27 protein-coding genes are annotated in these 26,780 nt (G+C 67.5%); 15 read left to right on the top strand and 12 right to left on the bottom strand.

Features of this window, described 5'->3' with window-relative positions; translation table 11 throughout:
* The first annotated feature begins 96 nt into the window (after positions 1-96).
* The 4 genes from FVF75_RS13595 (at position 97) to polA (ending at position 5,174) form a co-directional block, all read left to right on the top strand.
* Positions 97-1,674, top strand: a complete 1,578-nt coding sequence (locus tag FVF75_RS13595) for a DUF5928 domain-containing protein (RefSeq protein ID WP_148378903.1) — start codon at positions 97-99, stop codon at positions 1,672-1,674.
* Positions 1,675-1,683: 9 nt separating this feature from the next.
* Positions 1,684-2,070, top strand: coding sequence for an HIT domain-containing protein (locus FVF75_RS13590; RefSeq protein ID WP_148378901.1), 387 nt, complete (start codon positions 1,684-1,686; stop codon positions 2,068-2,070).
* An 80-nt stretch (positions 2,071-2,150) separates the two neighbouring features.
* Positions 2,151-2,330: a zinc-finger domain-containing protein gene (locus tag FVF75_RS13585; RefSeq protein ID WP_148378899.1), complete on the top strand. Its 180-nt coding sequence runs from the start codon at positions 2,151-2,153 to the stop codon at positions 2,328-2,330.
* Between the two features lie 45 nt (positions 2,331-2,375).
* On the top strand, positions 2,376-5,174 hold the full coding sequence (gene polA / locus FVF75_RS13580) for a DNA polymerase I (protein WP_148378897.1): 2,799 nt from the start codon (positions 2,376-2,378) through the stop codon (positions 5,172-5,174).
* An 81-nt stretch (positions 5,175-5,255) separates the two neighbouring features.
* Here polA and FVF75_RS13575 read toward each other — a convergent pair whose 3' ends face one another.
* The 5 genes from FVF75_RS13575 to FVF75_RS13555 all read right to left on the bottom strand — a co-directional run bounded on the left by FVF75_RS13575 (position 5,256) and on the right by FVF75_RS13555 (position 7,828).
* Positions 5,256-5,813: a F0F1 ATP synthase subunit B gene (locus FVF75_RS13575; protein WP_148378896.1), complete on the bottom strand. Its 558-nt coding sequence runs from the start codon at positions 5,811-5,813 to the stop codon at positions 5,256-5,258.
* Between the two features lie 4 nt (positions 5,814-5,817).
* On the bottom strand, positions 5,818-6,360 hold the full coding sequence (locus FVF75_RS13570) for a F0F1 ATP synthase subunit B' (RefSeq protein WP_148378895.1): 543 nt from the start codon (positions 6,358-6,360) through the stop codon (positions 5,818-5,820).
* Positions 6,361-6,441: 81 nt separating this feature from the next.
* Positions 6,442-6,678, bottom strand: a complete 237-nt coding sequence (locus FVF75_RS13565; protein ID WP_148378893.1) for a F0F1 ATP synthase subunit C — start codon at positions 6,676-6,678, stop codon at positions 6,442-6,444.
* A 48-nt stretch (positions 6,679-6,726) separates the two neighbouring features.
* Positions 6,727-7,491 carry a F0F1 ATP synthase subunit A gene (locus tag FVF75_RS13560; protein WP_148378891.1) on the bottom strand — a complete coding sequence of 255 codons (765 nt, stop codon included), beginning with the start codon at positions 7,489-7,491 and terminating at the stop codon, positions 6,727-6,729.
* Positions 7,481-7,828 carry an AtpZ/AtpI family protein gene (locus FVF75_RS13555; protein WP_148378889.1) on the bottom strand — a complete coding sequence of 116 codons (348 nt, stop codon included), beginning with the start codon at positions 7,826-7,828 and terminating at the stop codon, positions 7,481-7,483. Before FVF75_RS13555 ends, FVF75_RS13560 begins: the two co-directional genes overlap by 11 nt.
* Positions 7,829-8,059: 231 nt before the next feature.
* Between FVF75_RS13555 and FVF75_RS13550 the strand changes: the two genes are divergently transcribed.
* Entirely contained in the window at positions 8,060-8,401 is a 342-nt protein-coding gene (locus tag FVF75_RS13550) for an ArsR/SmtB family transcription factor (protein WP_148378887.1), read from the top strand.
* Here FVF75_RS13550 and FVF75_RS13545 read toward each other — a convergent pair.
* The 3 genes from FVF75_RS13545 to FVF75_RS13535 all read right to left on the bottom strand — a co-directional run bounded on the left by FVF75_RS13545 (position 8,398) and on the right by FVF75_RS13535 (position 10,868).
* On the bottom strand, positions 8,398-9,153 hold the full coding sequence (locus FVF75_RS13545; protein WP_148378886.1) for an FCD domain-containing protein: 756 nt from the start codon (positions 9,151-9,153) through the stop codon (positions 8,398-8,400). The two genes, FVF75_RS13550 and FVF75_RS13545, sit on opposite strands and share 4 nt — an antisense overlap.
* 108 nt (positions 9,154-9,261) lie before the next feature.
* A complete protein-coding gene (locus tag FVF75_RS13540) occupies positions 9,262-9,891 on the bottom strand; it encodes a YiaD family glycine zipper/OmpA-like lipoprotein (RefSeq protein WP_148378877.1) in 630 nt (209 codons plus the stop codon).
* 110 nt (positions 9,892-10,001) lie between these two features.
* Positions 10,002-10,868 (bottom strand): methylated-DNA--[protein]-cysteine S-methyltransferase, encoded by an 867-nt coding sequence (locus tag FVF75_RS13535; RefSeq protein ID WP_187393077.1) that lies wholly within the window; start codon positions 10,866-10,868, stop codon positions 10,002-10,004.
* A gap of 116 nt (positions 10,869-10,984) precedes the next feature.
* Here FVF75_RS13535 and nth point away from each other — a divergent pair, with 116 nt between their 5' ends.
* Positions 10,985-11,629, top strand: a complete 645-nt coding sequence (gene nth, locus FVF75_RS13530) for an endonuclease III (RefSeq protein ID WP_148378875.1) — start codon at positions 10,985-10,987, stop codon at positions 11,627-11,629.
* Positions 11,630-11,664: 35 nt separating this feature from the next.
* Positions 11,665-12,627, top strand: a complete 963-nt coding sequence (locus tag FVF75_RS13525; RefSeq protein WP_246138096.1) for an adenosine kinase — start codon at positions 11,665-11,667, stop codon at positions 12,625-12,627.
* Here the strand turns inward: FVF75_RS13525 and FVF75_RS13520 are convergent.
* Together FVF75_RS13520 and FVF75_RS13515 are read right to left on the bottom strand one after the other, a co-directional pair.
* Positions 12,624-13,373, bottom strand: a complete 750-nt coding sequence (locus FVF75_RS13520) for a hydroxypyruvate isomerase family protein (RefSeq protein ID WP_148378870.1) — start codon at positions 13,371-13,373, stop codon at positions 12,624-12,626. The genes FVF75_RS13525 and FVF75_RS13520 overlap by 4 nt on opposite strands.
* 55 nt (positions 13,374-13,428) lie before the next feature.
* Positions 13,429-14,028 carry a DUF1285 domain-containing protein gene (locus tag FVF75_RS13515; RefSeq protein ID WP_148378867.1) on the bottom strand — a complete coding sequence of 200 codons (600 nt, stop codon included), beginning with the start codon at positions 14,026-14,028 and terminating at the stop codon, positions 13,429-13,431.
* 57 nt (positions 14,029-14,085) lie between these two features.
* Between FVF75_RS13515 and FVF75_RS13510 the strand changes: the two genes are divergently transcribed.
* From FVF75_RS13510 to FVF75_RS13495, 4 genes are all read left to right on the top strand, one after another.
* Positions 14,086-15,093, top strand: coding sequence for an AAA family ATPase (locus FVF75_RS13510; protein ID WP_148378865.1), 1,008 nt, complete (start codon positions 14,086-14,088; stop codon positions 15,091-15,093).
* Positions 15,094-15,202: 109 nt separating this feature from the next.
* On the top strand, positions 15,203-16,075 hold the full coding sequence (locus tag FVF75_RS13505; protein ID WP_148378863.1) for a DUF58 domain-containing protein: 873 nt from the start codon (positions 15,203-15,205) through the stop codon (positions 16,073-16,075).
* On the top strand, positions 16,075-18,834 hold the full coding sequence (locus tag FVF75_RS13500) for a DUF4159 domain-containing protein (RefSeq protein ID WP_148378862.1): 2,760 nt from the start codon (positions 16,075-16,077) through the stop codon (positions 18,832-18,834). Before FVF75_RS13505 ends, FVF75_RS13500 begins: the two co-directional genes overlap by 1 nt.
* The gene (locus FVF75_RS13495) at positions 18,831-20,903 is read left to right on the top strand and encodes a hypothetical protein (protein WP_148378860.1); all 2,073 of its coding nucleotides are present in this window, start codon (positions 18,831-18,833) and stop codon (positions 20,901-20,903) included. Before FVF75_RS13500 ends, FVF75_RS13495 begins: the two co-directional genes overlap by 4 nt.
* Here the strand turns inward: FVF75_RS13495 and FVF75_RS13490 are convergent.
* On the bottom strand, positions 20,887-21,297 hold the full coding sequence (locus tag FVF75_RS13490) for a CopD family protein (protein WP_148378857.1): 411 nt from the start codon (positions 21,295-21,297) through the stop codon (positions 20,887-20,889). The two genes, FVF75_RS13495 and FVF75_RS13490, sit on opposite strands and share 17 nt — an antisense overlap.
* 104 nt (positions 21,298-21,401) lie before the next feature.
* Here FVF75_RS13490 and FVF75_RS13485 point away from each other — a divergent pair, with 104 nt between their 5' ends.
* The 4 genes from FVF75_RS13485 to FVF75_RS13470 all read left to right on the top strand — a co-directional run bounded on the left by FVF75_RS13485 (position 21,402) and on the right by FVF75_RS13470 (position 26,229).
* Positions 21,402-22,838, top strand: a complete 1,437-nt coding sequence (locus FVF75_RS13485; protein ID WP_148378854.1) for an FAD-linked oxidase C-terminal domain-containing protein — start codon at positions 21,402-21,404, stop codon at positions 22,836-22,838.
* A 70-nt stretch (positions 22,839-22,908) separates the two neighbouring features.
* Positions 22,909-24,081, top strand: a complete 1,173-nt coding sequence (gene glcE, locus FVF75_RS13480) for a glycolate oxidase subunit GlcE (RefSeq protein WP_148378852.1) — start codon at positions 22,909-22,911, stop codon at positions 24,079-24,081.
* A complete protein-coding gene (gene glcF / locus FVF75_RS13475) occupies positions 24,081-25,379 on the top strand; it encodes a glycolate oxidase subunit GlcF (RefSeq protein ID WP_148378850.1) in 1,299 nt (432 codons plus the stop codon). The genes glcE and glcF overlap by 1 nt, the downstream gene beginning before the upstream one ends.
* A 31-nt stretch (positions 25,380-25,410) precedes the next feature.
* On the top strand, positions 25,411-26,229 hold the full coding sequence (locus FVF75_RS13470; protein WP_148378848.1) for a trypsin-like serine peptidase: 819 nt from the start codon (positions 25,411-25,413) through the stop codon (positions 26,227-26,229).
* 48 nt (positions 26,230-26,277) lie between these two features.
* On the opposite strand, the gene FVF75_RS13465 is transcribed toward FVF75_RS13470, so the two are convergent.
* Positions 26,278-26,769 carry a copper chaperone PCu(A)C gene (locus FVF75_RS13465; RefSeq protein ID WP_148378846.1) on the bottom strand — a complete coding sequence of 164 codons (492 nt, stop codon included), beginning with the start codon at positions 26,767-26,769 and terminating at the stop codon, positions 26,278-26,280.
* Positions 26,770-26,780 lie beyond the last annotated feature (11 nt).

Genomic DNA, 26,780 nt, shown 5'->3' with positions numbered 1-26,780 from the left:
TTGCGAAGAAAAAAGCAAACAAACACTGTTTATTCAATGGTTCGTTGCATTAGGTATGTCAACAATCGCCGCTGACCCAGCCAATTGGTATCCGAAATGGCAAGAATCGCCTTCATCCTGCTCAGCCACAAGGACCCGAAAGCCATCATCGAGCAGGCTGAGCGGCTGACCGCGGCCGGTGACTATCTGTCGATCCATTTCGATGCGCGCTCCAAGGCGTCGGATTACGAGATGATCCGGGCGGCGCTGGCGGGCAACCCTTCGGTGGCCTTCGCGAAGAAACGGGTCAAATGCGGCTGGGGGGAATGGTCGCTGGTCGAGGGCACGCTGGCGGCGGTCGAGGCGGCGGTCGAGGCGTTTCCGCGGGCCACGCATTTCTACATGGTGTCGGGCGATTGCATGACGATCAAGTCGGCCGAGTTCACCCATGATTTTCTCGATGCCGAGGACGTGGACTATATCGAGAGCTTCGATTTCTTCGAAAGCGACTGGATCAAGACCGGGATGAAGGAAGAGCGGCTGATCTACCGCCACTACTTCAACGAACGCACGCAGAAGTGGCGTTTTTATACCTCGGTCGAGTGGCAAAAGCGGTTGGGGCTGGCGCGCAAGATCCCCGACGACTTGCAGATCATGATCGGCTCGCAATGGTGGTGTCTCAGGCGGCGCACGATCGAGTGGATTCTCGAATTCACCCGCCGGCGCCGCGACGTGATGCGGTTCTTCGCGACGACATGGATCCCGGACGAGACGTTCTTTCAGACGCTGGTGCGCCACATGGTGCCGGACAGCGAGATTCGCACCCGCACGCTGACCTTCCTGATGTTCACCGATTACGGCATGCCGGTGACGTTCTACAACGACCACTATGACCTGTTGCTGTCGCAGGACTACCTGTTCGCGCGCAAGATCAGCCCCGAGGCGCGCGAGCTGCGGCGGCGGCTGGGGGCGCTCTATGCCACCGAAGGGGTCGAGTTCAAGATATCCAACGAGGGCCGGTCGCTGTTCAACTTCCTGGTCGGGCGGGGCCGGGTCGGGCAGCGCTTTGCGCCGCGCTTCTGGGAGGCGGAATCGACCCTGGGGCGCGAGCGTGAGCTGTTGATCGTGATCGCCAAGAAATGGCACGTCGGCAAGCGGCTGATGGCGCGGATCGCCCAGGCCACCAACATCCCGTCGATCGAATACCTGTTCGACGAGGAGGGCACGGCGCTGCCCGACCTCGGCGGCATCCAGACCACGATCGAAAAACGCACCCGGCATCGGCGCGCCCTGATGCGCATGCTGTTCGACTATTTCGAGACCGACCGGCTGGCGATCTGCCTCGATCCCGACAACCTGGACCTGTTGCGCGATTTCTACGCCGACCGTTCGACCACGCGGCTGCTCGAGATCGAGACCGAGTTCACCGACGACTGGATCAGGGGCCACGCCATGCGGATCGGGCTGGCGGGCGAGCGCACGCCGGAGGATGCGATCCTCAAGCTGATCCCGGCGATCCGCTCGGACTTTTACTTTGAAAGCGACCGTATCCGCGATGCCGATTTCGAACACAGCTACCTGATGCGCGAGACCGACAGCGCCGAGGAAAACGCGATCCCCCTTGCCAAGTTCCTCTCGATCCCCGAAGAGCGGGCGGTCGAGATTGCGCGCTCGGAGAACCTGTACTGCGACTAGGAGACCGCCATGGGTTACACCTATGACCATGAGAACATCTTCGCCAAGATCCTGCGCGGCGAGATCCCCAACGATACCGTGCTCGAGACCGAGCACAGCCTGGCCTTCAACGACATTGCGCCGCAGTCGCCGGTGCACGTGCTGGTGATCCCCAAGGGGCCCTACGTCACCTGGGACCACTTCATCGACGCCGCCAGCGACGCCGAGATCGCCGATTACCACCGCGCGATGCGGCAGGTGATCGACAAGCTGGGCCTGTCGCCCGGCGAGGACGGGCAGGGCTACCGCGTGATCGTCAACAGCGGTGCCGCCGGGGTGCAGGAGGTCATGCATCTGCACACCCATATCTGTTCCGGCCGCGATCTCGGCCGGATGATCCCGAACGAACCCAAGTAGACCCACCGCGCCCGCCGATGCCCCTTGTTCGCGCAAGGTGGCTTGGTATCATGCGCACGCGCAACGAACAGAGGCACGCCATGACGCTCCAAGCTCCCGAAACCAAGGTCGTCGACAAGAAAAAGGTCGCCTGCGACGGCGGCGGTCCGGCCACCGGGCATCCCCGCGTGTGGTTGACCATTCCCGACGATCAGGGCTGGGTCGAATGCCCCTATTGCGACACCCGGTATGTCCTGGCCGAAGGCGCGTCCGCGCACTGATCCGCAAGGCGCACGACATCGTCCAGCGCCAGAAAAGGAGCCGCCATGGCCTTCGGCAAGGGATGCCATCTTCACCTGGTCGACGGCTCGGCCTACATTTTTCGCGCCTACCACGCGCTGCCACCGCTGACGCGCAAGTCCGACGGGCTGCCGATCGGGGCGGTCGCGGGGTTCTGCAACATGCTGTTCAAGCAGATCGAGGACAACAGGGGCGATGACGCGCCGACCCATGTGGCGGTGATCTTCGACTATTCCGGCAAGTCGTTCCGCAACGAGATCTACCCGGACTACAAGGCCAACCGCCCGCACGCGCCCGAAGACCTGGTGCCGCAATTCCCGCTGACCCGCGACGCCACCCGCGCCTTCAACATCGCCAGCATCGAGAAAGAGGGCTTCGAGGCCGACGACATCATCGCCACCTACGCCCGCCAGGCGCGCGAGGCCGGAGGGCGCGTCACCATCATCTCGTCCGACAAGGACTTGATGCAACTGGTCGGCGGCGGCGTCGAGATGCTGGAGCCGATCAAGGGCCAGCGGATCGACCGCGAGGGCGTCGAGGCGAAATTCGGCGTTGGCCCTGAACGGGTGGTCGATGTGCAGGCACTGGCCGGCGACAGCACCGACAACGTGCCGGGGGCGCCCGGTATCGGGATCAAGACGGCGGCGCTGCTGATCAACGAATACGGCGATCTCGACACGCTGCTCGAGCGCGCCGCTGAGATTCCCCAGCCCAAACGCCGCCAGACCTTGCTGGAAAAGGCCGATCAGATCCGCATGTCGCGCGATCTGGTGCGGCTCGACGAGAACGTGCCGCTGGACGAGACGCTGGACGACCTGGAATTGCAGGACCCGGACCCGGAGGTTCTGTTGCCGTTCCTCGCCTCGATGGAATTCCGGTCACTGTCCAAGCGCATCGCCGACCGGATGGGCGTCGATATCTCCGATATCCCCGAACCGCCCGCCGCCGAGACCACGCCCGATGCCCCCGGCCTGCCGCCGATCGACCCGGCGGGGTATGAGCATGTGGCGACCGCCGAGGCGCTCGACCGCTGGATCGCGCAGATCTACGAGCGCGGCTATGTCGCGGTCGACACCGAGACCACGTCTTTGGACGAAATGCAGGCCGAACTGGTCGGGATTTCGCTGGCCGTGGTGCCGGGCGAGGCCTGCTATATCCCGCTCGGCCACAAGGCCGGGGGGGCGGACGATCTGTTCGGGTCGGACGATCTGGCCGAAGGGCAGATGCCGCTGGAGGCCGCTCTGGCCGCGTTGAAGCCGGTGCTGCAAGACCCGTCGATCCTGAAGATCGGCCAGAACATGAAATACGACGCCAAGATCTTCGCGCGCCTCGGCATCGACGTGGCACCCATCGACGACACCATGCTGATGTCCTACGCGCTTTACTCCGGCCTGCACAATCACGGCATGGACGCGCTGTCGGAGCGGTATCTGGGCCACATCCCGATCCCGATCAAGACGCTGCTGGGCAGCGGTAAATCCGCCATCACCTTCGACCGCGTGCCGGTGGAGGACGCGGTGAGATACGCCGCCGAGGACGCCGATGTCACGCTGCGCCTGTGGCAGACCTTCAAGCCGCAACTGCACCGCGCGCAGGTCACCACCGTCTACGAGACGCTCGAACGCCCGCTGGTGCCGGTTCTGGCCCGGATGGAGCGTAACGGCGTGGTGGTCGACCGCGAGGCGCTGGCGCGGATGTCAAACGTCTTTGCGCAGAAGATGGCGGCACTCGAGGACGAGATACACGCGTTGGCGGGCGGCAAGTTCAACGTGGGCAGCCCAAAACAGCTTGGCGAAATCCTGTTCGACCAGATGGGGCTGGACGGCGGCAAGAAGGGCAAGACCGGCGCCTATGCCACCGGCGCGGATGTTCTGGAAGACCTCGCCGCCGAAGGGCACGAACTGCCCGCGCGGGTTCTGGACTGGCGGCAATTGTCCAAGCTGAAATCGACCTATACCGACGCGCTGCAACAGCACATCAACCCCGAAACCGGGCGGGTTCACACCAGCTATGTGCAGACCGGGGCGAACACCGGGCGCTTGGCCTCGACCGATCCGAACCTGCAGAACATCCCGGTGCGCACCGAGGAAGGCCGGCGCATCCGCGAGGCCTTTGTCGCGCCCGAGGGCAAGCTCCTGGTCTCGCTCGACTACAGCCAGATCGAATTGCGCATCCTGGCCCATGTCGCCGGGATCGCCTCGATGAAACAGGCGTTTCTGGATGGCGAGGACATTCACGCCGCCACCGCGTCCGAGATGTTCGACGTGCCGCTGGACGAGATGACGCCAGAGGTGCGGCGGCAGGCCAAGGCGATCAATTTCGGCGTGATCTACGGCATTTCCGGCTTTGGCCTGGCGCGCAACCTGCGCATTCCGCGCAACGAGGCGCAGGGCTTCATCGACCGTTATTTCGAGAAATACCCGGGCATCAAGGAATACATGGACGCCACCATTTCCTTCGGCAAGGAACACGGGTTCGTCCAAACCCTGTTCGGGCGCAAGATCCACACGCCCGAGATCGGCGCCAAGGGGCCGCAGGCCGGGTTCGCGCGCCGCGCCGCGATCAACGCGCCGATCCAGGGCAGCGCCGCCGACATCATCCGCCGGGCGATGATCCGCATGCCCGCCGCGATCGAGGCGCTGCCGGTCAAGATGCTGCTGCAGGTCCACGACGAACTGATCTTCGAGATCGAGGAGGATGCCGTGGACCAGGCGATTGCGGTGATCCGCGAGGTGATGGAGGGCGCCGCCGACCCGGCGGTCAAGCTGTCGGTGCCGCTGGTGGTGGATGCGGGGCAGGGGGCGAACTGGGCCCAGGCGCACTGAGCCACGGCGCCGCAGCGGGCCGTGCGCGCAACAAAAAACCCGGCGCGAGGGCCGGGTTTTCCGTCTTCACTGTCCGCTGTCTCAGTGCAGCTTGGCCTCGACGTCGGCGATGGCATCCTCGATCAGCTTGTTTCCTTCGGCAGCACTCATCTGCTTGGCGATGATGTCCTTTGCCGCGCCGATGGCGACCGCGATGGCGGCATCGCGCACGTCCTTGATCGCGGCGGCTTCGGCCGAAGCGATGTGATCGTCGGCCGAGGCGAGGCGGCGGGCGATCGAATCCTTGAGGTCTTTCTTGGCGACCTCGGCGGCGACCTCGGCCTCGCGCTTGGCGTGTTCGACGATCTGCGCGGCCTGTTCGGCCACGTCCTGTTGCTTTCGTTCATACGAGGCCAGGATGGTCTGGGCCTCTTCACGCAGGGCGCGCGCCTCGTCCAGCTCGGCCTTGATGCCTTCGGCGCGCCGGTCGAGCAGACCGCCGATCATGCCGGGCACCTTGAAATAGACCAGCACCGCAAGGAACAGGATGAAGGCCAGCAGCACCACGAAGTTGGTGTTGTGCAGCGAGAAGAACGGCCCCGATGCGGCCAGCGCCGGGGTGGCGGCAAGGGCGAGAGGGGCGGCCAGAATGTGTTTCATCGCGTTACCCTTTCATCCGTGCGGTGACCGCGGCGGTGACCGCCTTGGCGTCCGCCGAAAAGCCCATCGACGCAACAACGTCCTGGGCCACGTCCTTGGCCACCACCTTGACGCTTTCGACCGCGCCGTCGCGGATCGCCGCGATGGCCTTTTCGGACTCGGCGGTGCGGGCGGCGATCTCGGCATCCGCCTTGGCGGCGGCTTCGTCGAGGTCGGCCTGAATTTCCGCCTTGGCCTCGGCGATGATGTCCTGCGCCTTGGCGCGGGCGTCGATCAGCGCCTGGTTATAGGCTTCCTCGGCCTCGACGGCCTTCTGCTTGAGGTCTTCGGCGGCCGCGATGTCATTGGTGATCGAGCTTTGGCGATCGTTCAGAACGCCCGCGATGCGGGGCAGCGCGATACGCGTCAGCACGAAATAGATGACGACCAGCGTCACCACGAGCCAGAAGATCTGGTTCCCGAATGTCGAGAAATCCAGTTGCGGCATGCCGGGGGCGGCTGCTGCGTCGGCTGCACCTGCGGCCACGTTATCGGTTTCGCTTGCCATGTTGTCCTCCTGGAACCCGGATCGGATCGGCGAGACCGGCCTCGGCCAGTCTCACCGTTCGTAAGGAAGGGTCGCGAAGGATCAGACGGCGAACATCAGCAGAAGCGCGACGAGGAACGAGAAGATCCCCAGGGCTTCCGCGAAGGCGATGCCGATGAACAGCATGGCGGTCTGACCACCAGCGGCCGACGGGTTGCGCAGCGCGCCCGACAGGAAGTTGCCGGCAACGTGGCCGACACCGATGGCGGCAGCACCCGAGCCGATGCCTGCGAGGCCGGCACCGATGTATTGACCGAGTTGAGCGAGTTCGCCTTCCATGATTTCTCTCCTTACGATGGAATTGCGTTGAACTTGAAGGGTCCGACCCTAGTGCGACGGATGCAGCGCATCCTTGAGATAGACACAGGTCAGAATGGTGAAGACGTAGGCCTGGACACCGGCCACGAGCATTTCCAGCCCGTAGATCGCGGTGATCGACAGCACCGCGAAGGGGCTGATGGCGGCGACCGCGGCGAAGCCCGCGAACACCTTCATCACCGCGTGGCCGGCCATGATGTTGCCGCCAAGACGAATGCTGTGGCTGACGGGCCGCACGAAGTAGGAAATCAGCTCGATGATCGCCAGGATCGGGCGCAGCACCAGCGGCGCCGACGAGACCCAGAACAGGCCCAGGAACCCGACGCCGTTCTTGACGAAACCGACGATGGTGACGGTCAGGAACACCGCCAGCGCCAGCACGCCGGTGACGGCGATATGCGAGGTGGTGGCGAAGCTGGCGGGGATCAGGCCCAGGTAGTTCGAGAACAGGATGAACATGAAAAGGGTCATGATGTAGGGGAAGAACTTGATCGCGTCCTTGCCGGCCACGTCCTCGACCATCTTGTAGGTGAAACCGTAGAGCACCTCGCCGATCGACTGGCTGCGCGAGGGCACCATGGCCCGGCCACGGGTGCCCAGAACGAACAGCGCGACGATGGCGACCACGGCCAGCGCCAGCCACAGGGTGACGTTGGTGATGGTATACCAGTGAACCGCGCCCTCCGGGTTGAACAGGGGCTTGACGATGAACTGGTCAAGCGGGTGAAACACCAGCCCGCCGGTCTCTTCTCCAGGTGCCGCTTCAGTCGCCACGTCTTTCTTCCTCGTCTTCGGCGGCTTTCGCTGCCAGTTGCCGTTCGACCTCCTTGGCGGAGCCCAGCATCGTCTTGATGCCCGCCGCCAGGCCCAGAAGGATGAAGATCACCATGAACAGGGGCAACGTCCCAAGCAGACGATCCAGCCCGTATCCAATGCCGAAACCGATCCCCAGACCGGCCACCAGCTCGATGACCATGCGCCAGGCCAGGTTTGCCTGGGCGTAATCCTTCTTCATGTGGTGGGCGTCGTCCTCGACCTTTTTCGCCTTGGCCAACCGGTCCTCGAGCGCCTTCAGGCGGTCCCTTGGAAAGTCGGTTTCTGGCTCGGTCACGGCGCGCAATGCCCCCTCACGTGCTTGGCGTGTTGCTAAGCGGCGCGGGGCGGTGAGTCAACTGGGTTTGGCGTTGGGGTCGGGGTCTGCAGGGCGTTGAATAAAAACGATAAAATCTGGTGTGCGAGTCTGTCGCGACCGGGCCGGGCGGGGGTTTGGCCGGTTTTGCGGGCTCCAGCCATATTCAACCTGCCGGTTGACCAATGCCGGGGCCCGGCGTATCGCGAGGGCATGCAGACCCGCCTCGACCTCGTCTTTGCTGCCCTTGCCGACCCGACCCGCCGGGCGATCCTGTCGATGCTGCTGGAAGACGACATGGCCGTGACCGACGTGGCCGAGCCGTTCGAGATGTCGCTGGCCGCGATCTCCAAGCACCTGGGCATCCTCAGCCGCGCCGGGTTGATCAGCCAGGAGAAACGCGGACGGGTGAAATGGTGCAAGCTGGAACCGGATGCGCTGAGGGGGGCGTCGGTCTGGATGCAGGGCTTTGGCCAGTTCGAGCCGGTCAACCTCGACAGTTTCGAACGCTTCCTGGCGCAGGAGTTGCGCGACGACGCCCGCGACGACGCCTAGGACCCGGTGTCGTGGTCGAGCCGCTGACGCGCCACCTGTTCGTTGGCCTCGGCGCGGATATGGTCGACAAGCGCCCCCGAGACGAAATCCAGATGCGCCTCGATGGCGGCGCGGGCGGCGTTCGCGTCGCGCGCCTGCAGCGCGTCGTTCATGGCGGCGTGCTGGCGCAGCAATTCCGCGCGGGTGGTGTTGCGCGCAAAGATCACCTGCCGGTTGTAGAATACACCCGCCGCCAGGAGGTCATACATTGCCCGCATCATGTGCAGCAGGATCACGTTGTTGCCGGCCTCGATGATCGCCATGTGAAAATCGGCGTCCCGCGCCGCCTCGTCGCCGGGCCGGGCCGAGGCCATCCTTGAAAACGCCGCGTCGATCACCGCAAGATCGGTGTCGGAGCCAAAGCGCGCGGCGCGCTCGGCGGCCAGCCCTTCCATGTCGCGGCGAAAGGCGATGGCGTCGAACAGCGCCTCGTCATAGGAGGCGAACAGGCGCACCAGCGCCGGTGAAAACGCCGACCCCAGCACATCCGCCACGTAAACCCCGGCCCCCCGCTTCGTGCTGAGCAGGCCCTTGTCGCGCAGATCCGCGATCGCCTCGCGCAGCGACGGGCGCGACACCGCGAGACGTTCGGCAAGCTCTCGCTCCGGCGGCAGACGCTCGCCGGGGCGCAGGATGCCGCGCAGGATGAACAGCTCGATCTGGCGCGTGACCGCCGCCGACAGCTTTTCCGGCTCGACCTTTTCGAACGGCATGTTTCGCCCCTGTCCGGTGATTGGTCAAAAGATATGACCGCAAGATGCGGCGGGCAACGAAAAAGGCCGGGCACGCGGCCCGGCCTCGATGTCGTGGAATCGACCCGATCAGTTCGGGATGATGATGATCTCGACCCGGCGGTTCTGGGCGCGGCCCGCCGCCGACAGGTTCGAGGCGATCGGTTGATCCTCGCCCTTGCCGATGGTCGCGATGCGCCCGGACGACACGCCGTTGGAAACCAGCACTGCCGTGACCGCCGCCGCCCGGCGGCGCGACAGGTTCAGGTTGTAGTTGGCTTCGCCCACGTTGTCGGTATGGCCAATCACCTGCACGGTCGAGTTGGGGTATTTCTGCAGGTGGCGCGCCAGCACGCCCAGATCGGATTGCAGCGTGCCGGTCAGGGTCGCGCTGTCGGTGGCGAACAGGATGTCCTGCGGCATCGTCACGATCAGCGCCGAGCCGGTGTTGACCACGCCGATCCGGCTGTCACCGAAGGCGCTGCGCAATTCGCCCGCCTGCTTGTCGAGACCGTGGCCGATGGCGCCGCCGACGATCCCGCCGGCCACCGCGCCCGCCGCCGCCGCACCGGGGCTTCTGCCCAGTGCCGCGCCCAGCAGGCCGCCGCCCACAGCGCCCACCGTGGCGCCGGTTCTTTCGCGTGGCCCCGCGGTTTCGCAGGCCGTGAGAGCAAGGACAGCAGCAAGCGGCAGCGCCAGTGCTGGTTTCAGGTTAGGCATGTTATCCCCCCTTTTGAAAACAGAAGCTTAACGCGACTGTAGGAGATTCGTTCCCCGGAACGAAGGTATTTTACCGCTTGACCTGCAATTCATGGCGATATCCCGCCGGTTCAGGCGGTTTTCCGGTCGTCTGCGTCGGCCCGCGCGGCCTCCCACGCCAGCAGCGCGCGTTTCACGGGCAGGCCCCAATGATAGCCGCCAAGCTCGCCGGATTTGCGCAGGGCGCGGTGGCAGGGGATCAGCCACGACACCGGGTTGCGCCCGACCGCGGTTCCGACCGCGCGCACCGCCTTGGGGTTGCCGACCGCCGCGGCGATCTCGGAATAGCTGGTGACGTGGCCGGACGGCACCGCCAGCAACGCCTCCCAGACCTTGATCTGAAACGGCGCGCCGATCAGGTGCAGGTGCGTTTCCCCCTTTTGCGCAAAGGCCGCCGTCACATCGGGGGCGAGCGCGCCGGGGTCTTCGACGAACTCCGCTTTCGGCCAGCGCGCCCGCATATCGGCCATCGCCGCATCGGCGCCGGTCTCGGCGGCAAAGGCCAGGCCGCACAGGCCCCGGTCGGTGCCCATCACCAGGGCTGGGCCGAACGGGCTGTCGAACCACCCCCAGCGGATCGTCAGCCCGGCACCCTGGCGGGCGAAATCGCCGGGGCTCATCGCCTCCCATTTCAAAAACAGGTCGTGCAGCCGCCCCGACCCCGACAGCCCGACCGAATTCGCCGTCTCCAGCGTGGTGAACCGGTCGCGCAGCAGCGTTTTGGCCAGCCCCAGCGTCAAGTATTGCTGATAGCGTTTCGGGCTGACCCCGACCCAGCGCGTGAACAGCCGCTGGAAATGCGCCGGGCTCATGTTCATCTCGCCGGCCAGTTCTTCGAGCGTCAGACCGGGTCCGCCCGCGTCGATCGCCTCGATGGCGCGGCGGATGATCTGGTAGTGATAGGCGGTTTCATCCGCGTGCTGGTCGATATGGCTCATGTCGGTCTCCTCGATGCAAAGACTAGGGATTTGCCCGCCCGCCCGCGACCCGATTCCTGCGCAAAGATGGCGAAACCGCGCTTGCCCTCGGCCCCTGGATTGGGGATACCCGCCCAATGGCAAAGCAGATGGATTTCCCGACCATTCGCGAGGTGTTCCGGCGGTTTCATGCCTCGGAACCCGAGCCGAAGGGCGAGCTTGAGCACGTCAACGCCTTCACGCTGGTGGTGGCGGTGGCGCTGTCGGCGCAGGCCACCGATGCCGGCGTGAACAAGGCGACGCGGGCGCTGTTTCAGGTGGCCGACACACCCGAAAAGATGCTGGCGCTGGGCGAAGAGGGCCTGACCGAGCATATCAAGACCATCGGGCTGTTTCGCCAGAAGGCGAAGAACGTCATCAAGTTGAGCCGGATTCTGGTCGAGGATTACGGCGGCGAGGTGCCCAATTCCCGCGCTGCGCTGCAAAGCCTGCCCGGCGTCGGGCGCAAGACCGCCAACGTGGTTCTGAACATGTGGTGGCACCACCCGGCGCAGGCGGTGGACACGCATATCTTTCGCGTCGGCAACCGCACCGGCATCGCGGTCGGCAAGGATGTCGTGGCGGTGGAGCGCGCCATCGAGGACAACGTGCCCGCCGACTACCAGCTTCACGCGCATCACTGGCTGATCCTGCACGGCCGCTATATCTGCGTTGCGCGCAAGCCCAAATGCGGTGCCTGCATCATCCGCGACCTCTGCCAATACGAGGAGAAGACCCTGTGACCAAACGCTTTCAGGTGGTCGGCATCGGCAACGCGATGGTCGACGTTCTGTCCCATTGCGACGATGCCTTTCTTGAGCGCAACGGCGTCGAGAAGGGCATCATGCAGCTGACCGACATGGCGCGCGGGGTCGAGCTTTACGGGCTCATCGGCCCGGCGACCGAGATGTCGGGCGGGTCCGCCGCCAACACCATCGCAGGCATCGCCCGTCTGGGCGGGCGCACCGCCTATGTCGGCAAGGTCAAGGACGACCAGTTGGGCGCGATCTTTGCCCATGACCTGCGCGCGCAGGGCGCGGTTTACGAGGTGCCGCTTGCCCCGAAGGACCATCCGCACGAAACCGGGCGCTGCATCATCCTTGTCACGCCGGACGGCGAGCGTTCGATGAACACCTATCTTGGCGTCACCGAACACCTGTCACCCGCCGATATCGACGAGGCGATGATGGCGGATGCCGAGTGGATTTTCCTCGAAGGCTACCGCTTTGATGGTCCCGAAAGCATCGAGGCTTTCGCCAAGGCGATCGCGGCGGCGCGGGGCGCGGGGGGCAAGGTGTCGCTGACCCTGTCCGACCCGTTCTGCATCGACCGCCACCGCGACGCCTTTTCGCGGATGCTGCGCGAGGATGTGGACCTGCTGTTCGCCAACCGGGCCGAGATCACCGCGATGTATCCCGACGCGGACAGCTTCGATGCGGCCCTTGCGGCGGCTGCGGATGAGGTCGAAACCGTGGTCTGCACCGAGAGCGAACACGGCGCGCATATCCTTTCGGGCGGCCAGCGCATCCACTGTCCCGCCGTGCCCACCAAGGTGGTCGACGCCACCGGCGCGGGCGATCTGTTCGCCGGCGCGTTTTTGTGGGGGCTGGCCGAGGGGTATGATCTCGAGACTTGCGGCGCGATGGCCAATATCGCGGGCAGCGAGGTGATCAGCCACCTTGGCGCGCGGATCGAGGCGGACCTCAAGGCGCGGTTTCGCGAGCATGGGCTGAAGGTCTAGCCGATCCAGCCCAGCCCGTCCGCGGTGCGCCCGGCCGGGTTGTATTCGCCCGACACCCAGCCGGCGTAGCCCTCGGCGTCCAGTTGGCGAAAGAACGCCGGATAGTCGATCTCGCCCGCCAGCGGCTCATGCCGGTCCGGCAGCCCGCCGACCTGGACATGGCGCGCGCGGTGGCCGTGGGCGGCCCAGGCCGCCAAGCCGTCGCCGGTGATCTTGTGGGCGTGATACATATCGAATTGAAGGCCCAGGTTGGGCGCGCCGACCTCGTCGAGGATCTCGGCGGCCATGTCGAAATCGTTGAGGAAATAGCCCGGCATGTCGCCCGGGTTGATCGGCTCGATGGTCAGGCTGGTCCGGGGTGCCTGCGCGGTGGCCCAGCGCAGGTTGTCCACGAAGGTGGCCCGCGCCACCAGCCCCTCGGCCTTGCCCGCCATGATGTGCAGATGCTGTGCGCCCAGCGCCTCGGCATAGCGCAGCGCGCGGCGGAAATCCTTTTGGAACCGCTCCGCCCCGCCCGGCACGGCGGCAAACCCGCGCGCGCCCCCGGCCCAGTTGGGCGGCGGGGCGTTGATCAGCACCATCGCCAGCCCGTGCATCTTCAGGCGGCGGGTGATTTCCGGGGTCGCGTCGTCATAGGGAAACAGAGCCTCGACGCCCAGAAACCCGGCCTCGGCGGCGGCTTCGAAACGCTCGAGGAACGGCAGATCGCGGAACAGGAAGGTCAGGTTGGCGGCAAATCTGGGCATGGTGTCTCCCCCATGCCAAAAAACCCCGCCGCGCGGCCCGGTGCAACCGAAACCGTCAGACCTCGAGCTCGGCGGAGGGGATGACCGGGAAGAACGCCCCATCCGACCACAGCCCGAACCAGTCTTTGCCGTCACGTTCCTCATGCGCGCCAATCTCGACCAGCCGGTAAAAGCTCTTGCGGTCGATCAGCGCCTCGAGGTTGGCGCGCACGTTGACATAGGGCGACGGCTCGCCGGTCTCGGGGTCGCGCACAACCCGGATCGGATGCTCGGGGCCGGCGGTCACGCTGTCGCCGACATGGGTGGTGAAGGTCAGGCGTTGGTCGCGCCCCGCGCCTTGGGCGGTGAAGTCGACCGCGACGAAGGGCGCATCGTCCACGGTGATCCCGACCTTCTCGACCGGGGTGACAAGGAAATAGTCGTCGCCGTCCTTTCGCAGGATCGAGGAAAACAACTTGACCAGTTCCGGCCGCCCGATCGGGGTGCCGAGGTAGAACCACGTCCCGTCCCGCGCGATGCGCATGTCGAGATCGCCGCAGAACTCGGGATTCCACAGGTGCACCGGCGGCAGGCCGTTTTTCGCCGCCTTCTTCGCCGCCCCGGCGAGGCTTTCGGCGGAAGGGGTGCGATTTGCGCTGTTTGTCGGTTTTGTCATTTGGTTCCGGTCCGCGTTCGGCTTTAATGGCCCCCGACTATGGATCGGAGATGGCGGATGGACAAGGCAGAGGACCTGGTGGGCGAAATCGAGGCGCTGGGCGCGCGGCTCGGGCAGGCGAAACAGATGATCGCCCGCCGAATCATCGGGCAGGAGGTCGTGGTCGAGCTGGTGCTGTCGGCGATGCTGGCGGGCGGGCATGCGCTGTTGATCGGCTTGCCGGGGCTGGGCAAGACGCGGCTGGTCGATACGCTCTCGACGGTGATGGGGCTGGATGGGGGGCGCATCCAGTTCACGCCCGACCTGATGCCCGCCGACATTCTCGGCTCGGAGGTGCTGGAGGAAGGCGCCGACGGCGCGCGCGCCTTTCGGTTCCTGCCCGGGCCGATCTTTTGCCAACTGCTTCTGGCCGACGAGATCAACCGCGCTTCGCCGCGCACCCAGTCGGCCCTCTTGCAGGCGATGCAGGAGCACGAGGTGACCATCGCGGGCCATGCCCACAAGCTGGCCGCGCCCTTCCACGTGCTCGCCACCCAGAACCCGATCGAGCAGGAGGGCACCTATCCGCTGCCCGAGGCCCAGCTAGACCGGTTCCTGTTGCAGGTCGATGTCGACTATCCCGACCGCGATGCCGAACGTGATATCCTGATCGCCACCACCGGCGCCGAGGACGCCGGGGTCGAGCCGGTGTTCGCCGCCGATGAGCTGATCGCGGCCCAGCGCCTGTTGCGCCGCATGCCGGTGGGCGAGACCGTGGTGGAGCTGATCCTCGACCTGGTGCGCGCCTGCCGCCCCGAGGACGCGACCGCGCCCGACCATGTGCGCGATGCGGTCGCCTGGGGGCCGGGGCCGCGCGCCTCGCAGGCGCTGATGCTGCTGGTGCGCGCCCGCGCGCTGCTGGACGGACGGCTGGCGCCCTCGCCCGACGACGTGCGCGCGCTGGCCCGCCCGGTCCTGGTTCACCGCATGGCGCTGGGCTATGCCGCGCGCGCCCGTGGCGACAGCCTTGCCGGGTTGATCGACCGGGTTGTGGGCAGCATGAATGCCCAAGAGGCGGCGGCGTGACTGGACGCTGCGCCTTCAAGTCCTTGCTCCTGAAACACCTCGAGGGGCGCATTCATATCGCGCAGCGCTATGAATGCGGGGAACAGACCCCCCAAGGCGCGCGCCACACATGACCCGGACCGTCCCCCTTCGCCCCCGGGCCGAGGCCCTTGCCCAGCCGCTGCCGCCGCTTCTGGCGCGGGCGCGTCATCTGGCGTCGGGCGTGGTGCTGGGCGAGCACGGTCGGCGTCGCCCCGGTCTGGGCGACAGTTTCTGGCAATACCGCCCGGCCCAGCCCGGCGACACGGCGCGGGCGATCGACTGGCGCCGGTCGGCCCGGTCGGACCAGCATTTCGTGCAGGAAAAGGAATGGCAGGCGGCGCAGGCGGTGGTGTTCTGGGTCGACCGGGCGCAATCGATGCGGTTCGCCTCGCGCCCCGACCTTTCGCCCAAGGCCGACCGCGCCGCGCTGATCGCGCTGGCGGCGTCGGTCCTGCTGAACCAGGGCGGAGAGCGGATCGGGCTGAGCGACATGGGCGCGCCGCCGATGCGCGGCAATCTTCAACTGGAGCGTATGGCCGAGGCGCTCGCCCACCCCGCCGCCGCCGATTACGGCGCGCCGGATGTCTCGGTGATGCCGCGCCACAGCCGGGCGGTGTTCCTGTCCGATTTCCTCGGCGACCCGGCCCCGGTCGAGGCGGCGCTGACCACGGCGGCGGATCGCGGTGTGACCGGCGCGCTGATCCAGGTGCTCGACCCCGCCGAAGAGGCGTTTCCCTATGACGGGCGCACGCTGTTTCGCTCGATGGGCGGCAGTCTGGAATACGAAACCCGCAAGGCCGGCGATCTCAAGGCCCGCTATCTCGACCGGCTGGCGGATCGCAAGGCGCGGCTCGACGGGCTTGCTCGCCTGACCGGCTGGCAGTTTCACATCCATCACACCGACGATGCCCCGACAAGCGCGCTGCTCTGGCTCTACCGCGCGCTGGAAGGTCGGGTCTGATGCTGGTGCTTGGCCCTATCGGTTTCACCGCGCCCTGGCTGCTGGTCGGGCTGATCGCGCTGCCGGTGCTGTGGTGGCTGCTGCGCGCGGTGCCGCCCGCCCCGGTGCGGCGGGCGTTTCCCGGCGTGGCGCTGCTGATCGGGCTGAAGGACGACGAGGCCGAGACCGACCGCACGCCGTGGTGGCTCCTGCTGTTGCGGATACTGGCCGTTGCGGCGCTGATCGTCGGGTTTTCCGGCCCGGTGCTGAACCCCGACCCGGGGCTGCCGGGCGAGGGGCCGCTGGTGGTGCTGGTCGATGACGGCTGGGCCGCCGCGCCCGACTGGCGCGCCCGGATCGAGGCCGCGCAGGCCCGGCTCGAGGCGGCGCAGGGCGAAGGGCGGCGGGCGGCGCTGATCCTGGCCAGCGCACCGCCGGAGCCGGGCGACCTGCCGCTGCGCGCCGCGGGCGATATCGCCGGAACCTTGGCCGCGCTGACCCCGCGCCCCTGGCCGGTGACCCATGCCGCGTTGCGCGACTGGGCGGCGTCGCTGGATCAGGAGGTCGAGACCATTTGGCTGTCCGACGGTCTGGCCAGCCCGGCGCGCGGGGCATTGGCCGATCTGTTGCAGAACTCAGGCAGGCTGACGGTGCTGGAGCCGGGGATGCCCCGGCTGGGCCTGTTGCCGGCAGAGATCGACGGCGGGTTGGTCCGGGTGACCGCGCTGCGCAGCCACGGCGTGGCCGGGCAGAGCCTGACCATCCAGGGCATCGGCCCCGATCCGGCGGGGGTCGAGCGGGTGCTGGCCGATGCCACGCTGGATTTCGCCGACGCAGATCACCGCGCCACGCTGGAACTGTCCCTGCCGCCCGAGCTTCGCAACCGCATCGCGCGGTTCGAGATTGCCGGGCAGAACTCGGCGGGCGCGCTGACGCTGGCCGACGATTCGCTCAAGCGGCGCAAGGTGGCGCTGGTCGCGGGCAGTGCCGGGCGCGAGGGGCTGGAGCTGCTGTCGCCGCTGCACTACCTGCGCGAGGCGCTGGCGCCAAGCGCCGAACTGGTCGAGGGCGCGCTGGGCGACCTGCTCAAGGCCAGCCCCGACGCGGTGATCCTGGCCGATGTCGCGGTGCTGGCCGAGCCGGACCGCGAGGCGCTGGCCGAATGGGTGGCGGGCGGCGGGCTGCTGGTGCGATTTGCCGGGCCGCGCCTGGCCGCCGCCGACACCGGGCGCGGCGGCGACGATGCCCTGATGCCGGTCAGGCTGCGCGCCGGCGGGCGCAGCGTCGGCGGCGCGATGAGCTGGGGCGAGCCGCGCAGCCTGGCGCCGTTCCCCGAGACCTCGCCGTTCTACGGGCTCGATATCCCCGGCGATGTCGATGTCACCTCGCAGGTGCTGGCCGAACCCGGCCCGGACCTCGCCGCCCGCACCATTGCAGCACTTGCCGACGGCACGCCGCTGGTGACGCGCAAGGCGCTGGGCGACGGGCAGGTGGTGCTGTTTCACGTCTCGGCCAACGCCGAATGGTCGAGCCTGCCGCTGTCGGGGCTGTTCGTCCAGATGCTCGAACGCCTTGCGGTGTCGAGCCGGGCGGGACGCCCGGACCGCGAGGCGCTGGCGGGCACCACCTGGATCGCGGCGCAGCTTGTCGACGGCTTCGGCCATCTCGACGCGGCGGGCGCGCGGCCCGGGGTGGATGGCGCGCGCCTGACAGACGCCCCCGGCCCGGATCTGCCGCCGGGCCTTTACCGTTCCGAGGCGCGGGTGCTGGCGGTCAACGTGCTGGGGGCCGAGGCGGTTCTGGAACCCGCGGACTGGCCCGCCTCGGTCACGCCGGAGTGGCAGGGCACGCGCGCCGAGACCGATCTGTCGGGCTGGCTCTTGCTGGCGGCGCTGGCGGCGCTTGGCATCGACCTGATCGCCTCGCTGGCGCTGTCGGGACGTTTGGCGCGCGGGGTTGGCGGCGCGGCGGCGCTGGTGCTGGCCGCGATGCTTCCGGTTGAAACCCGCGCGCAGGAGGCCGACCCGGCGATCATCGCGGCGGCTGGCAACGTCACGCTGGCCTATGTGCGGACCGGCGACGCGGCGCTTGACGAGATTTCCGAGGCCGGATTGCAGGGCCTGTCCGACCAGCTTTTCCGCCGCACCTCGATCGAGCCGTCGCCGCCGGTCGGGGTCGACCTCGAGACCGATGAACTTGCAGTGTTTCCGCTGCTCTACTGGCCGGTCAGTGCAGGCCAGCCCGCCCCGACACCGGGGGCTTACGCGCGGCTCAACGCCTATCTGCGTGCAGGTGGCATGATCGTGTTCGACACCCGCGACGGCGATGTCGCACGTTTCGGGTCGACCGCCACGCCCGAGGGCACGCGGCTGCGCACATTGGCCCAGCCGCTCGACGTGCCGCCGCTGGAGCCGGTGCCGGAGGACCATGTCCTGACCCGCACCTTCTACCTGCTGACCGATTTCCCGGGCCGCTTTGCAGGCCAGCCGGTCTGGGTGGAGGCCAGCCCGCCCGACGCCGAGCGCGCTGAGGGCATGCCGTTTCGCAACCTCAATGACGGGGTGACGCCGGTGGTGATCGGCGGCAACGATTGGGCGCGGGCCTGGGCGGTCGATGGCAATGGCATCGCGATGTATCCGGTCGGGCGCGGGCTGGCCGGTGAGCGTCAGCGCGAGATGGCGTATCGCTTCGGCGTCAACCTGGTGATGCACGTGCTGACCGGGAACTACAAATCCGACCAGGTGCATGTGCCCGCGCTCTTGGAAAGGCTGGGGCAATGAACGCGGCGTCGGTGGTGTTCGATCCGGCCTTTGCCTGGCCCGTGCTGTGGGCGGCGGCGGCGATCTTTGCCCTGCTGATCGCGGTGGCGCTGTGGCGCGGGCTGAAGGGCTGGGCGCTCAGGGCGCTGGCGGTGATGGCGATCCTTGCCGCCCTGGCCGGTCCATCGATCCAGACCGAAGAGCGCCGCCCGCTGGGCGATATCATGGTCGCCGTGGTGGACGACAGCGCCTCGCAAACCCTGTCCGACCGCGCCGCCCAGACCGAGGCGGCGCTGGCCGACCTCAGCCGCTCTGCCGAGGCGCGCGGGCTTGACCTGCGCGTGGTGCGGGTTGGCGATGGCGAGGATGATCGCGGCACGCTGGCGATGTCCGCGCTGGCCGGGGCGCTGGCCGAGTTGCCGCGCGACCGGGTGGCGGGGATGGTGATGATCTCGGACGGGCGCGTGCATGACATCGACGCCGCCCCCGCGCTGCCCGCGCCGCTGCACCTTTTGCAGACCGGGCGGGCAGCGGACTGGGACCGGCGGCTGGTGATCACCGCCGCGCCCGCGTTCGCCATCCTGGGCGAGGAACAGGCGATCCGGCTGAGGGTCGAGGACATGGGCGCCGCCCCCGGCGCGGCGCGTGTCACCCTCGATATCTCGATCGACGGGGATGAACCGTCGCGCCACGAGGTGCCGTTGGGCCGCGATCTGGAACTGCCGATCACGCTGAGACACGGCGGCCAGAACGTGATCCAGCTGACCACGCCGGTGGCCGAGGGCGAGTTGACCGACCGCAACAACGCCGCCGTGGTGGCGATCAACGGGGTGCGCGACCGCCTGCGGGTGCTGTTGGTCTCGGGCGAGCCGCATCCCGGCACGCGGACTTGGCGCAACCTGCTCAAGTCCGACAGCGCCGTGGATCTCGTGCATTTCACCATCCTGCGCCCGCCCGACAAGCAGGACGGGGTGCCGGTCAATGAACTCAGCCTGATCGCCTTTCCGACGCAGGAGCTGTTTCTCGACAAGATCGACGAATTCGACCTGATCATCTTCGACCGCTACATGTTGCGCGGCATTCTGCCAGCGAGTTACCTGGGGTCCGTGCGCGACTATGTCCGGGCCGGTGGCGCGGTGCTGATCGCGGCGGGGCCGGATTTCGCGGGCGTGCAAAGCCTCGCGCGCTCGCCGCTGGGCGAGGTGCTGCCGCTGTTGCCGACCGCGCGGCTGATCGACGCCGGATACCTGCCGGAAGTCACCGATCTGGGCGCGCGCCATCCGGTGACGCGCGGGCTTGAGGGCTTTGCGCCCGAGGTCGGCTGGGGCCGCTGGCTCCGGCAGGTCGAACTGGCGGGCGGCGGCGGCATGACGGTGATGTCGGGGGCCGAGGACGCGCCGCTTCTGGTGCTCGACCGGGTCGAGGAGGGGCGCGTCGCGCTCTTGGCCTCGGACCAGGCCTGGCTGTGGAGCCGGGGGTTCGAGGGCGGCGGGCCGCAGCTAGAACTCTTGCGCAGGCTGGCGCACTGGATGATGAAGGAACCGGAGCTTGAGGAAGAGGCGCTGACCGCCGAGGCCGAGGGCGGGGCGATGACCATCACCCGGCGCACCATGGACACCGGCGCGCGCTCGGTCACCGTGACCGGACCGGACGGGGCCGAGGTGGTCCTGCCGATGACCGAGATCGCGCCGGGGCTGTTTCAGGCGGACTACGACGCGCCTGCGATGGGGCTGTATCGGCTGGCCGAGGGCGACACCGACGCGGTGGTGGCGCTGGGTCCGTCCGCGCCCAAGGAATTCGAGGCGACCATCGCCACCCGCGAGGGGCTGGCCCCGGTGATCGCGCCGATGCGCGGCGGTGTGGCGGTGCTGGAAGACGGGATGCCGGGCCTGCGCCCGGTCGCCGAGGGCCGTGTCGCCGCCGGGCGCGGCTGGATCGGCTATACCCCGCGCGGTGCCTATGCGGTCGAGGATCTGCGCATCACCCCGCTTGCGCCCGCCTGGCTGATGCTCCTGCTGGCCGCCGGTCTGGCGGTTCTGGCCTGGCTGTGGGAAGGGCGGCGGCGGTCTGCGGTCAGAACGGGCGCGTGACCACCAGCCAGAGCACGCCGATTACCGCGATGACGCTGATCTCGTTGAAAACCCGAAGGTAGAAATCGGATTCCTCGAACCGACCGGCCCTGGCGCGGATCACCAGCCGCCCGGTCCAGATGTAGTGAACCGCGATAAGCGTGACGACGCCCAGCTTGACGAGGCTCCAGACCGGAAACCCCAGCGTCCAGGCCAGCCACAGGCCGGTCAGGATCGCGATCACCGCCAGCCCGGCAGAAAAGCGGTAGAGCCGGATGGTGAGGTCGCCCAGCGGTCCGAATTCGCCCAGCCGGTCCCATTCCCGGCGCCAGTAGATCATCGCGCGCGGCACCGCGAAAATGGATGTCATCCAGCCCATGACGGTGAGGATGTGAATGATCTTGATCCAGTCCATGCCTGCGTTCTGCCGGGTTTTCGCGGGGCTGTGCAAGTGGATTCGAAAGCGCTGGCGCAGGGGTGGTTTTGGTAATATAATGTTACCAATCTGGAGGAACGCCGATGCAGATGCCCGAACCCGAGGCCGACATTCTTGCCGGCAAGGCGCGGATCGTCGCGCGTTTGCGCGAGGTTCTGCCGAACGGGGCGGTGATCGACGATCCGGTCGCGCTGAAGGTCTATGAATGCGACGGGCTGAGCGCCTATCGCTGCCCGCCGATGTGCGCGGTCCTGCCCGGATCGACCGAGGAGGTTTCGGCGGTGATGCGGGTCTGCCACGAGGCGGGCGTGCCGGTGGTGCCGCGCGGCTCGGGCACGTCGCTGTCGGGCGGCGCGCTGCCGACGGCGGATAGCGTGATCCTTGGGGTCGCGCGGATGAACCGGGTGCTGGAAACCGACTACGACAACCGCTTCATCCGGGTCGAGGCCGGGCGCACCAACCTGAGCGTCACGGGCGCGGTCGAGGCGGACGGGTTTTTCTATGCCCCCGATCCGTCGAGCCAGCTGGCCTGCGCCATCGCGGGCAACATCGCGATGAATTCGGGCGGGGCGCATTGCCTGAAATACGGCGTCACCACCAACAACCTGATGGGCGTGACGGTGGTGATGGCGGATGGCGAGGTGATCGAGTTGGGCGGCGCGCATCTGGACGCGGGCGGGCTGGACCTTTTGGGGCTGATCTGCGGCTCGGAGGGGCAGTTGGGCGTCGTCACCGAGGCGACGCTGCGCATCCTCGCCAAGCCCGAAGGCGCGCGGCCGGTGCTGATCGGGTTCGACAGTAACGAGGTCGCGGGGGCCTGCGTGTCCGACATCATCCGGGCGGGCATCCTGCCGGTGGCGATCGAATTCATGGACCGCGTGGTGATCCGCGCCGCCGAGGCGCATGCCCACCCGGGCTATCCCGATTGCGAGGCGCTTCTGATCATCGAGGTCGAAGGCTCGGAGGCCGAGATCGACCACCAGCTTGGCCGGATCATCGAGATCGCCCGGCACCACGAGCCGGTGGCGCTGCGCGAAAGCGCCAGCGCCGAGGAGAGCGCGAAGATCTGGAAGGGCCGCAAGACCGCGTTCGGCGCGATGGGGCGGATCAACGACTACATGTGCCTCGACGGGACCATCCCGGTCAGCGAACTGCCCCTGGTGCTGCGCCGGATCGGGGAAATGGGCGAGGGCTACGGGCTGACGGTCGGCAACGTGTTTCACGCCGGCGACGGCAACATGCACCCGCTGATCCTGTTCGATGCCAACAAGCCGGGCGATCTGGAAAAGGCCGAGGCGCTGGGCGCGGATATCCTGACGCTCTGCGTCGAGGTCGGCGGCTGTCTGACCGGCGAGCACGGCGTGGGGGTGGAAAAACGCGACATCATGCGGGCGCAGTATTCCGACGACGATCTGGCGATCCAGATGGATGTGAAGGATGTGTTCGACCCGGCCTGGGTGCTGAACCCGGCGAAGGTGTTCCCACTGGACGCAAGTGCGCCCCGCAGGCTGGCAAAATGAGCGCCTGCGGCGCGCAGGTTTGGTTTGATTGGGGGTTCCACCCCCAAACCCCCGGAGTATTTCAGCCAAGATGAAACAGAGTGTTTCGAGCGAACAGGAGTTGGCCGAGGCGGTTGCGGCGGCTGCCGGGCCTTTGCGCATTCGCGGGGGCGGGACGCGCGATATCGGGCGGCCGGTGGTCGGCGAGGTGTTGTCGGTGGCCGGGCTGTCGGGGGTCGATCTTTACGAGCCGGGCGCGCTGACGCTGGTGGCGCGGGCGGGGACGCCTTTGGCCGAGATCGATGCTTTGCTCGCGGGCGAGGGGCAGCGGCTGGCGTTCGAGCCGATGGATCATCGGGTGTTGCTCGGGACCGGGGGTGAGCCGACCATCGGCGGCGCGGTGGCGGCGAACGTGTCGGGGCCGCGCCGGGTGCAGGCGGGGGCGGCGCGCGATTTCGCGCTGGGGGCGCGGTTCGTCGACGGGCGCGGGCGGGTCTTGAAGAACGGTGGCCGGGTGATGAAGAACGTCACCGGCTATGACCTTGTGAAGCTGCTGGCAGGGTCATGGGGCACGCTCGGGGTTCTGACCGAGGTCAGCCTCAAGGTGCAGGCGGTGCCGGAGACCGAGGCGACGCTGGTGGCGCGTGGGCTGGGGTTGGCCGAGGGTGTGGCGGCGCTGGCGCGTGCCTTGGGGTCGCCTTGGGACATCAGCGGGACTGTGCATCTGGAGGTCGGCGAGGCGAGCGAGACGCGGGTGCGCATCGAAGGCTCTGAGATGTCGGTGCGCTATCGCGCGGGCGCGTTGGCCGGGGCCGGGTTTGCGGGCTGGGAGGTGGTCGAGGGTGTGGCGAGTGCGGTGCTGTGGCGCGAGGTGCGGGACGTAGCGCCCTTTGCCGGGGATGGCCGCGTGATATGGCGGCTGTCGGTCAAGCCTTCGGATGCGCCGGTGATTTCGGCGGCGCTCACGGCGGCGGGGCTGGTGCATCGCGGCATCTACGACTGGGGCGGCGGGCTGATGTGGCTGGCGCTCGAGGATGGTGGCGACGATGCCGGGGAGGGGCTGATCCGGGGGCAGATCGCGGCACATGGCGGGCACGCGATGCTGGTGCGAGCCTCCGAGGCGCTGCGGGGCCGGATTGCCGTATTCCAACCGCAGCCCGCGCCGGTGGCGGCGTTGATGCGAGGTCTCAAGCAGAAATTCGACCCGAGAGGCATTCTGAACCCCGGCCTGATGATGTCGGAACATGACAAGGCGGCGGGCTGATGCAGACGTTTTTCACCGAGAGCCAGCTTGCCGAGCCCGGTATCGCCGAGGCCAACGATATCCTGCGCGCCTGCGTCCATTGCGGCATGTGCACCGCGACCTGTCCGACCTACCAGGTGCTGGGCGATGAGCTCGACAGCCCGCGCGGGCGCATCTACCTGATCAAGGACATGCTGGAGAGCGGGCGGCCTGCCGACGAGCGCACTGTCAGGCATATCGACCGTTGCCTGTCGTGCCTGGCCTGCATGACGACCTGTCCGTCGGGGGTGGATTACATGCACCTGGTCGATCACGCCCGCGCCCATATCGAGAAGACCTATCGCCGGCCCGTCATGGACCGGACGTTGCGCTGGGTGCTGGCGCGCATCCTGCCCTATCCGGGGCGGTTCCGGCTGGCGCTGTTGGCGGCCAAGGTCGGGCGGCCATTCAAGGGGCTGATGCCGGACAAGCGGTTGCGCGCGATGCTGGACATGGCGCCGAAGGCCATTCCGCCGGTCAGCCGCAATGACGATCCGCAGGTGTTTGCCGCCGAGGGCGAGCGCAAGATGCGGGTGGCGCTGATGACGGGCTGTGCGCAGAAGGCGCTGGATACCGATATCAACGACGCCACCATCCGGCTGCTGACGCGGCTGGGCTGCGAGGTGGTGATCGCGCGCGGGATGGGCTGCTGCGGGGCGCTGGTGCATCACATGGGCAAGGAGGACGAGGCGCACCGCGCGGCGGCGCGCAATATCCGCGCCTGGATGGCCGAGATCGGCGGTGAGGGGCTGGATGCGATCGTCATCAACACCTCGGGTTGCGGCACCACGGTCAAGGATTACGGGCATATGTTCCGGCTGGATGCGCTGGCGGACGATGCGGCGCGGGTGTCGGGGCTGGCGATGGACGTGACGGAACTGCTGGCCCGGCTCGATCTGCCCGAGGGCGATATGGATATGCGGGTGGCCTATCATGCGGCCTGTTCGTTGCAGCACGGGCAGAAGATCACCGACCATCCCAAGGCGCTGCTCCGGCGCGCCGGGTTCGAGGTGGTGGAGCCTGCCGACAGCCATCTGTGCTGTGGCTCGGCGGGGACCTACAACCTGATGCAGCCGGAGATTTCAGCCGAGTTGAAGGCGCGCAAGGTGGCCACGCTGGAGGCGCGGGCGGCGGAGGTGATCGCGGCGGGCAATATCGGCTGCATGATCCAGATCGGGTCGGGGACCGGGACGCCGGTGGTGCATACCGTCGAATTGCTCGACTGGGCGACAGGCGGGCCGAGGCCGGAAAAGCTCGGCCCGGTCGCATCGGTGCCATAATCCTGCCCCGAGGGCGGGTTACACCGGCGGGATGAAAACGAGAATTTCAGGACTGGCCGGCGCGCTTGCGGCCCTGGTGCTGGCAGGCACCGGCGCAATGGCCGACGGGGCCGGGCTGCGCGGGCTTGCAACCGGCGATGACAGCCGGGGCTGGGAAGGGGTCGGGCGGCTCGATCTTGGCGGTGCCGCGTTCTGCACCGGCGCGCTGATCGCCGACAACCTGGTGCTGACCGCCGCGCATTGTCTTTTCGACAAGGCGACCGGCGCGCGGATCGCACTCGACACGATGGAATTTCGCGCCGGATGGCGCAACGGGCGGGCCGCGGCCTATCGCGGCGTGCGGCGCGCCGTGGCGCACCCGGACTTTGTCTTCGAGGGCGAGGATCGGGGCATGGACGTTGCCCTGATCGAACTGGACCAGCCGATCCGCAATTCCACGGTGCTGCCGTTCGCGGTGGACGAGATGCCGCGGCGCGGGGCCGAGGTCGGGGTGGTGTCCTATGCCCATGACCGGGCCGACATGCCGTCGCTCGAAAACGTGTGCCACGTGCTCGGGCGCCAGTCGGGCACGCTGGTGCTGGATTGCGATGTCGATTTCGGCTCGTCCGGGGCGCCGGTGTTCGATTTCTCGTCCGGCGCGCCGCGAATCGTCTCGGTGGTGTCGGCCAAGGCGACGATGGCGGGCGATGTCATGGTCTCGCTGGGCACCAGCCTGACGGCGCCGCTGGCGGATCTGCATGCGATGCTGGATCAGGGCGACGGGGTGTTTTCCCGGGTCCGTCCGACCGCGACGGTGATGGGGCGGGACGAGGCCGGGTCATCGACCGGCGCGAAGTTCGTCCGGCCCTGACCCCAAGGGGCTGGCCGGGCGCGGAACTGGCCGCGCCCGACCGGATGATCAGTTGTGCGAATCCGTGTGGTCGCTCATGCCCTCCATCGGCATCTCGTCGGCGCGCTCGTTGTCGACCGGGATCTCGACCTCGATCCGCCCGGCGTTCTCGAACACCAGCGTGACGTTGAGGATCTTGCCCTGCTCCCACGGGGCGTTGAGGCCCATGAACATCACGTGATCCGAGCCGCGCTTGAGATGGTGCATGGTGCCGGCGGCCACGGGAAAGCCCTCTTCGACCTCGACCATGCGCATCACGCCGTCGGCTTCCTCGATATGGGTGTGCAGTTCGACGCGCTTGGCGGCATCGGATTCGGCGGCGACCAGCCGGTCGTCCTCGTCGCCCATGTTGTGAATGACGAAGAAGGCGGCCCCGGCCATGGCGGTCGGGCCGGACGCGCGGGCATAGGCGTCTTCGATGGTGATCTCGGAGCCTGCGAAAGCGGGCATGGCGAGCGAAATCGCGGCGGTGGCCGCAAGAAGGGTGCGTGAAAGGGACATTTGTCTCTCCG

The sequence above is a fragment of the Maritimibacter fusiformis genome (assembly GCF_008086115.1).
GTDB lineage: Bacteria > Pseudomonadota > Alphaproteobacteria > Rhodobacterales > Rhodobacteraceae > Muriiphilus > Muriiphilus fusiformis.
This window is presented reverse-complemented; position numbering and strand designations above follow the sequence as displayed.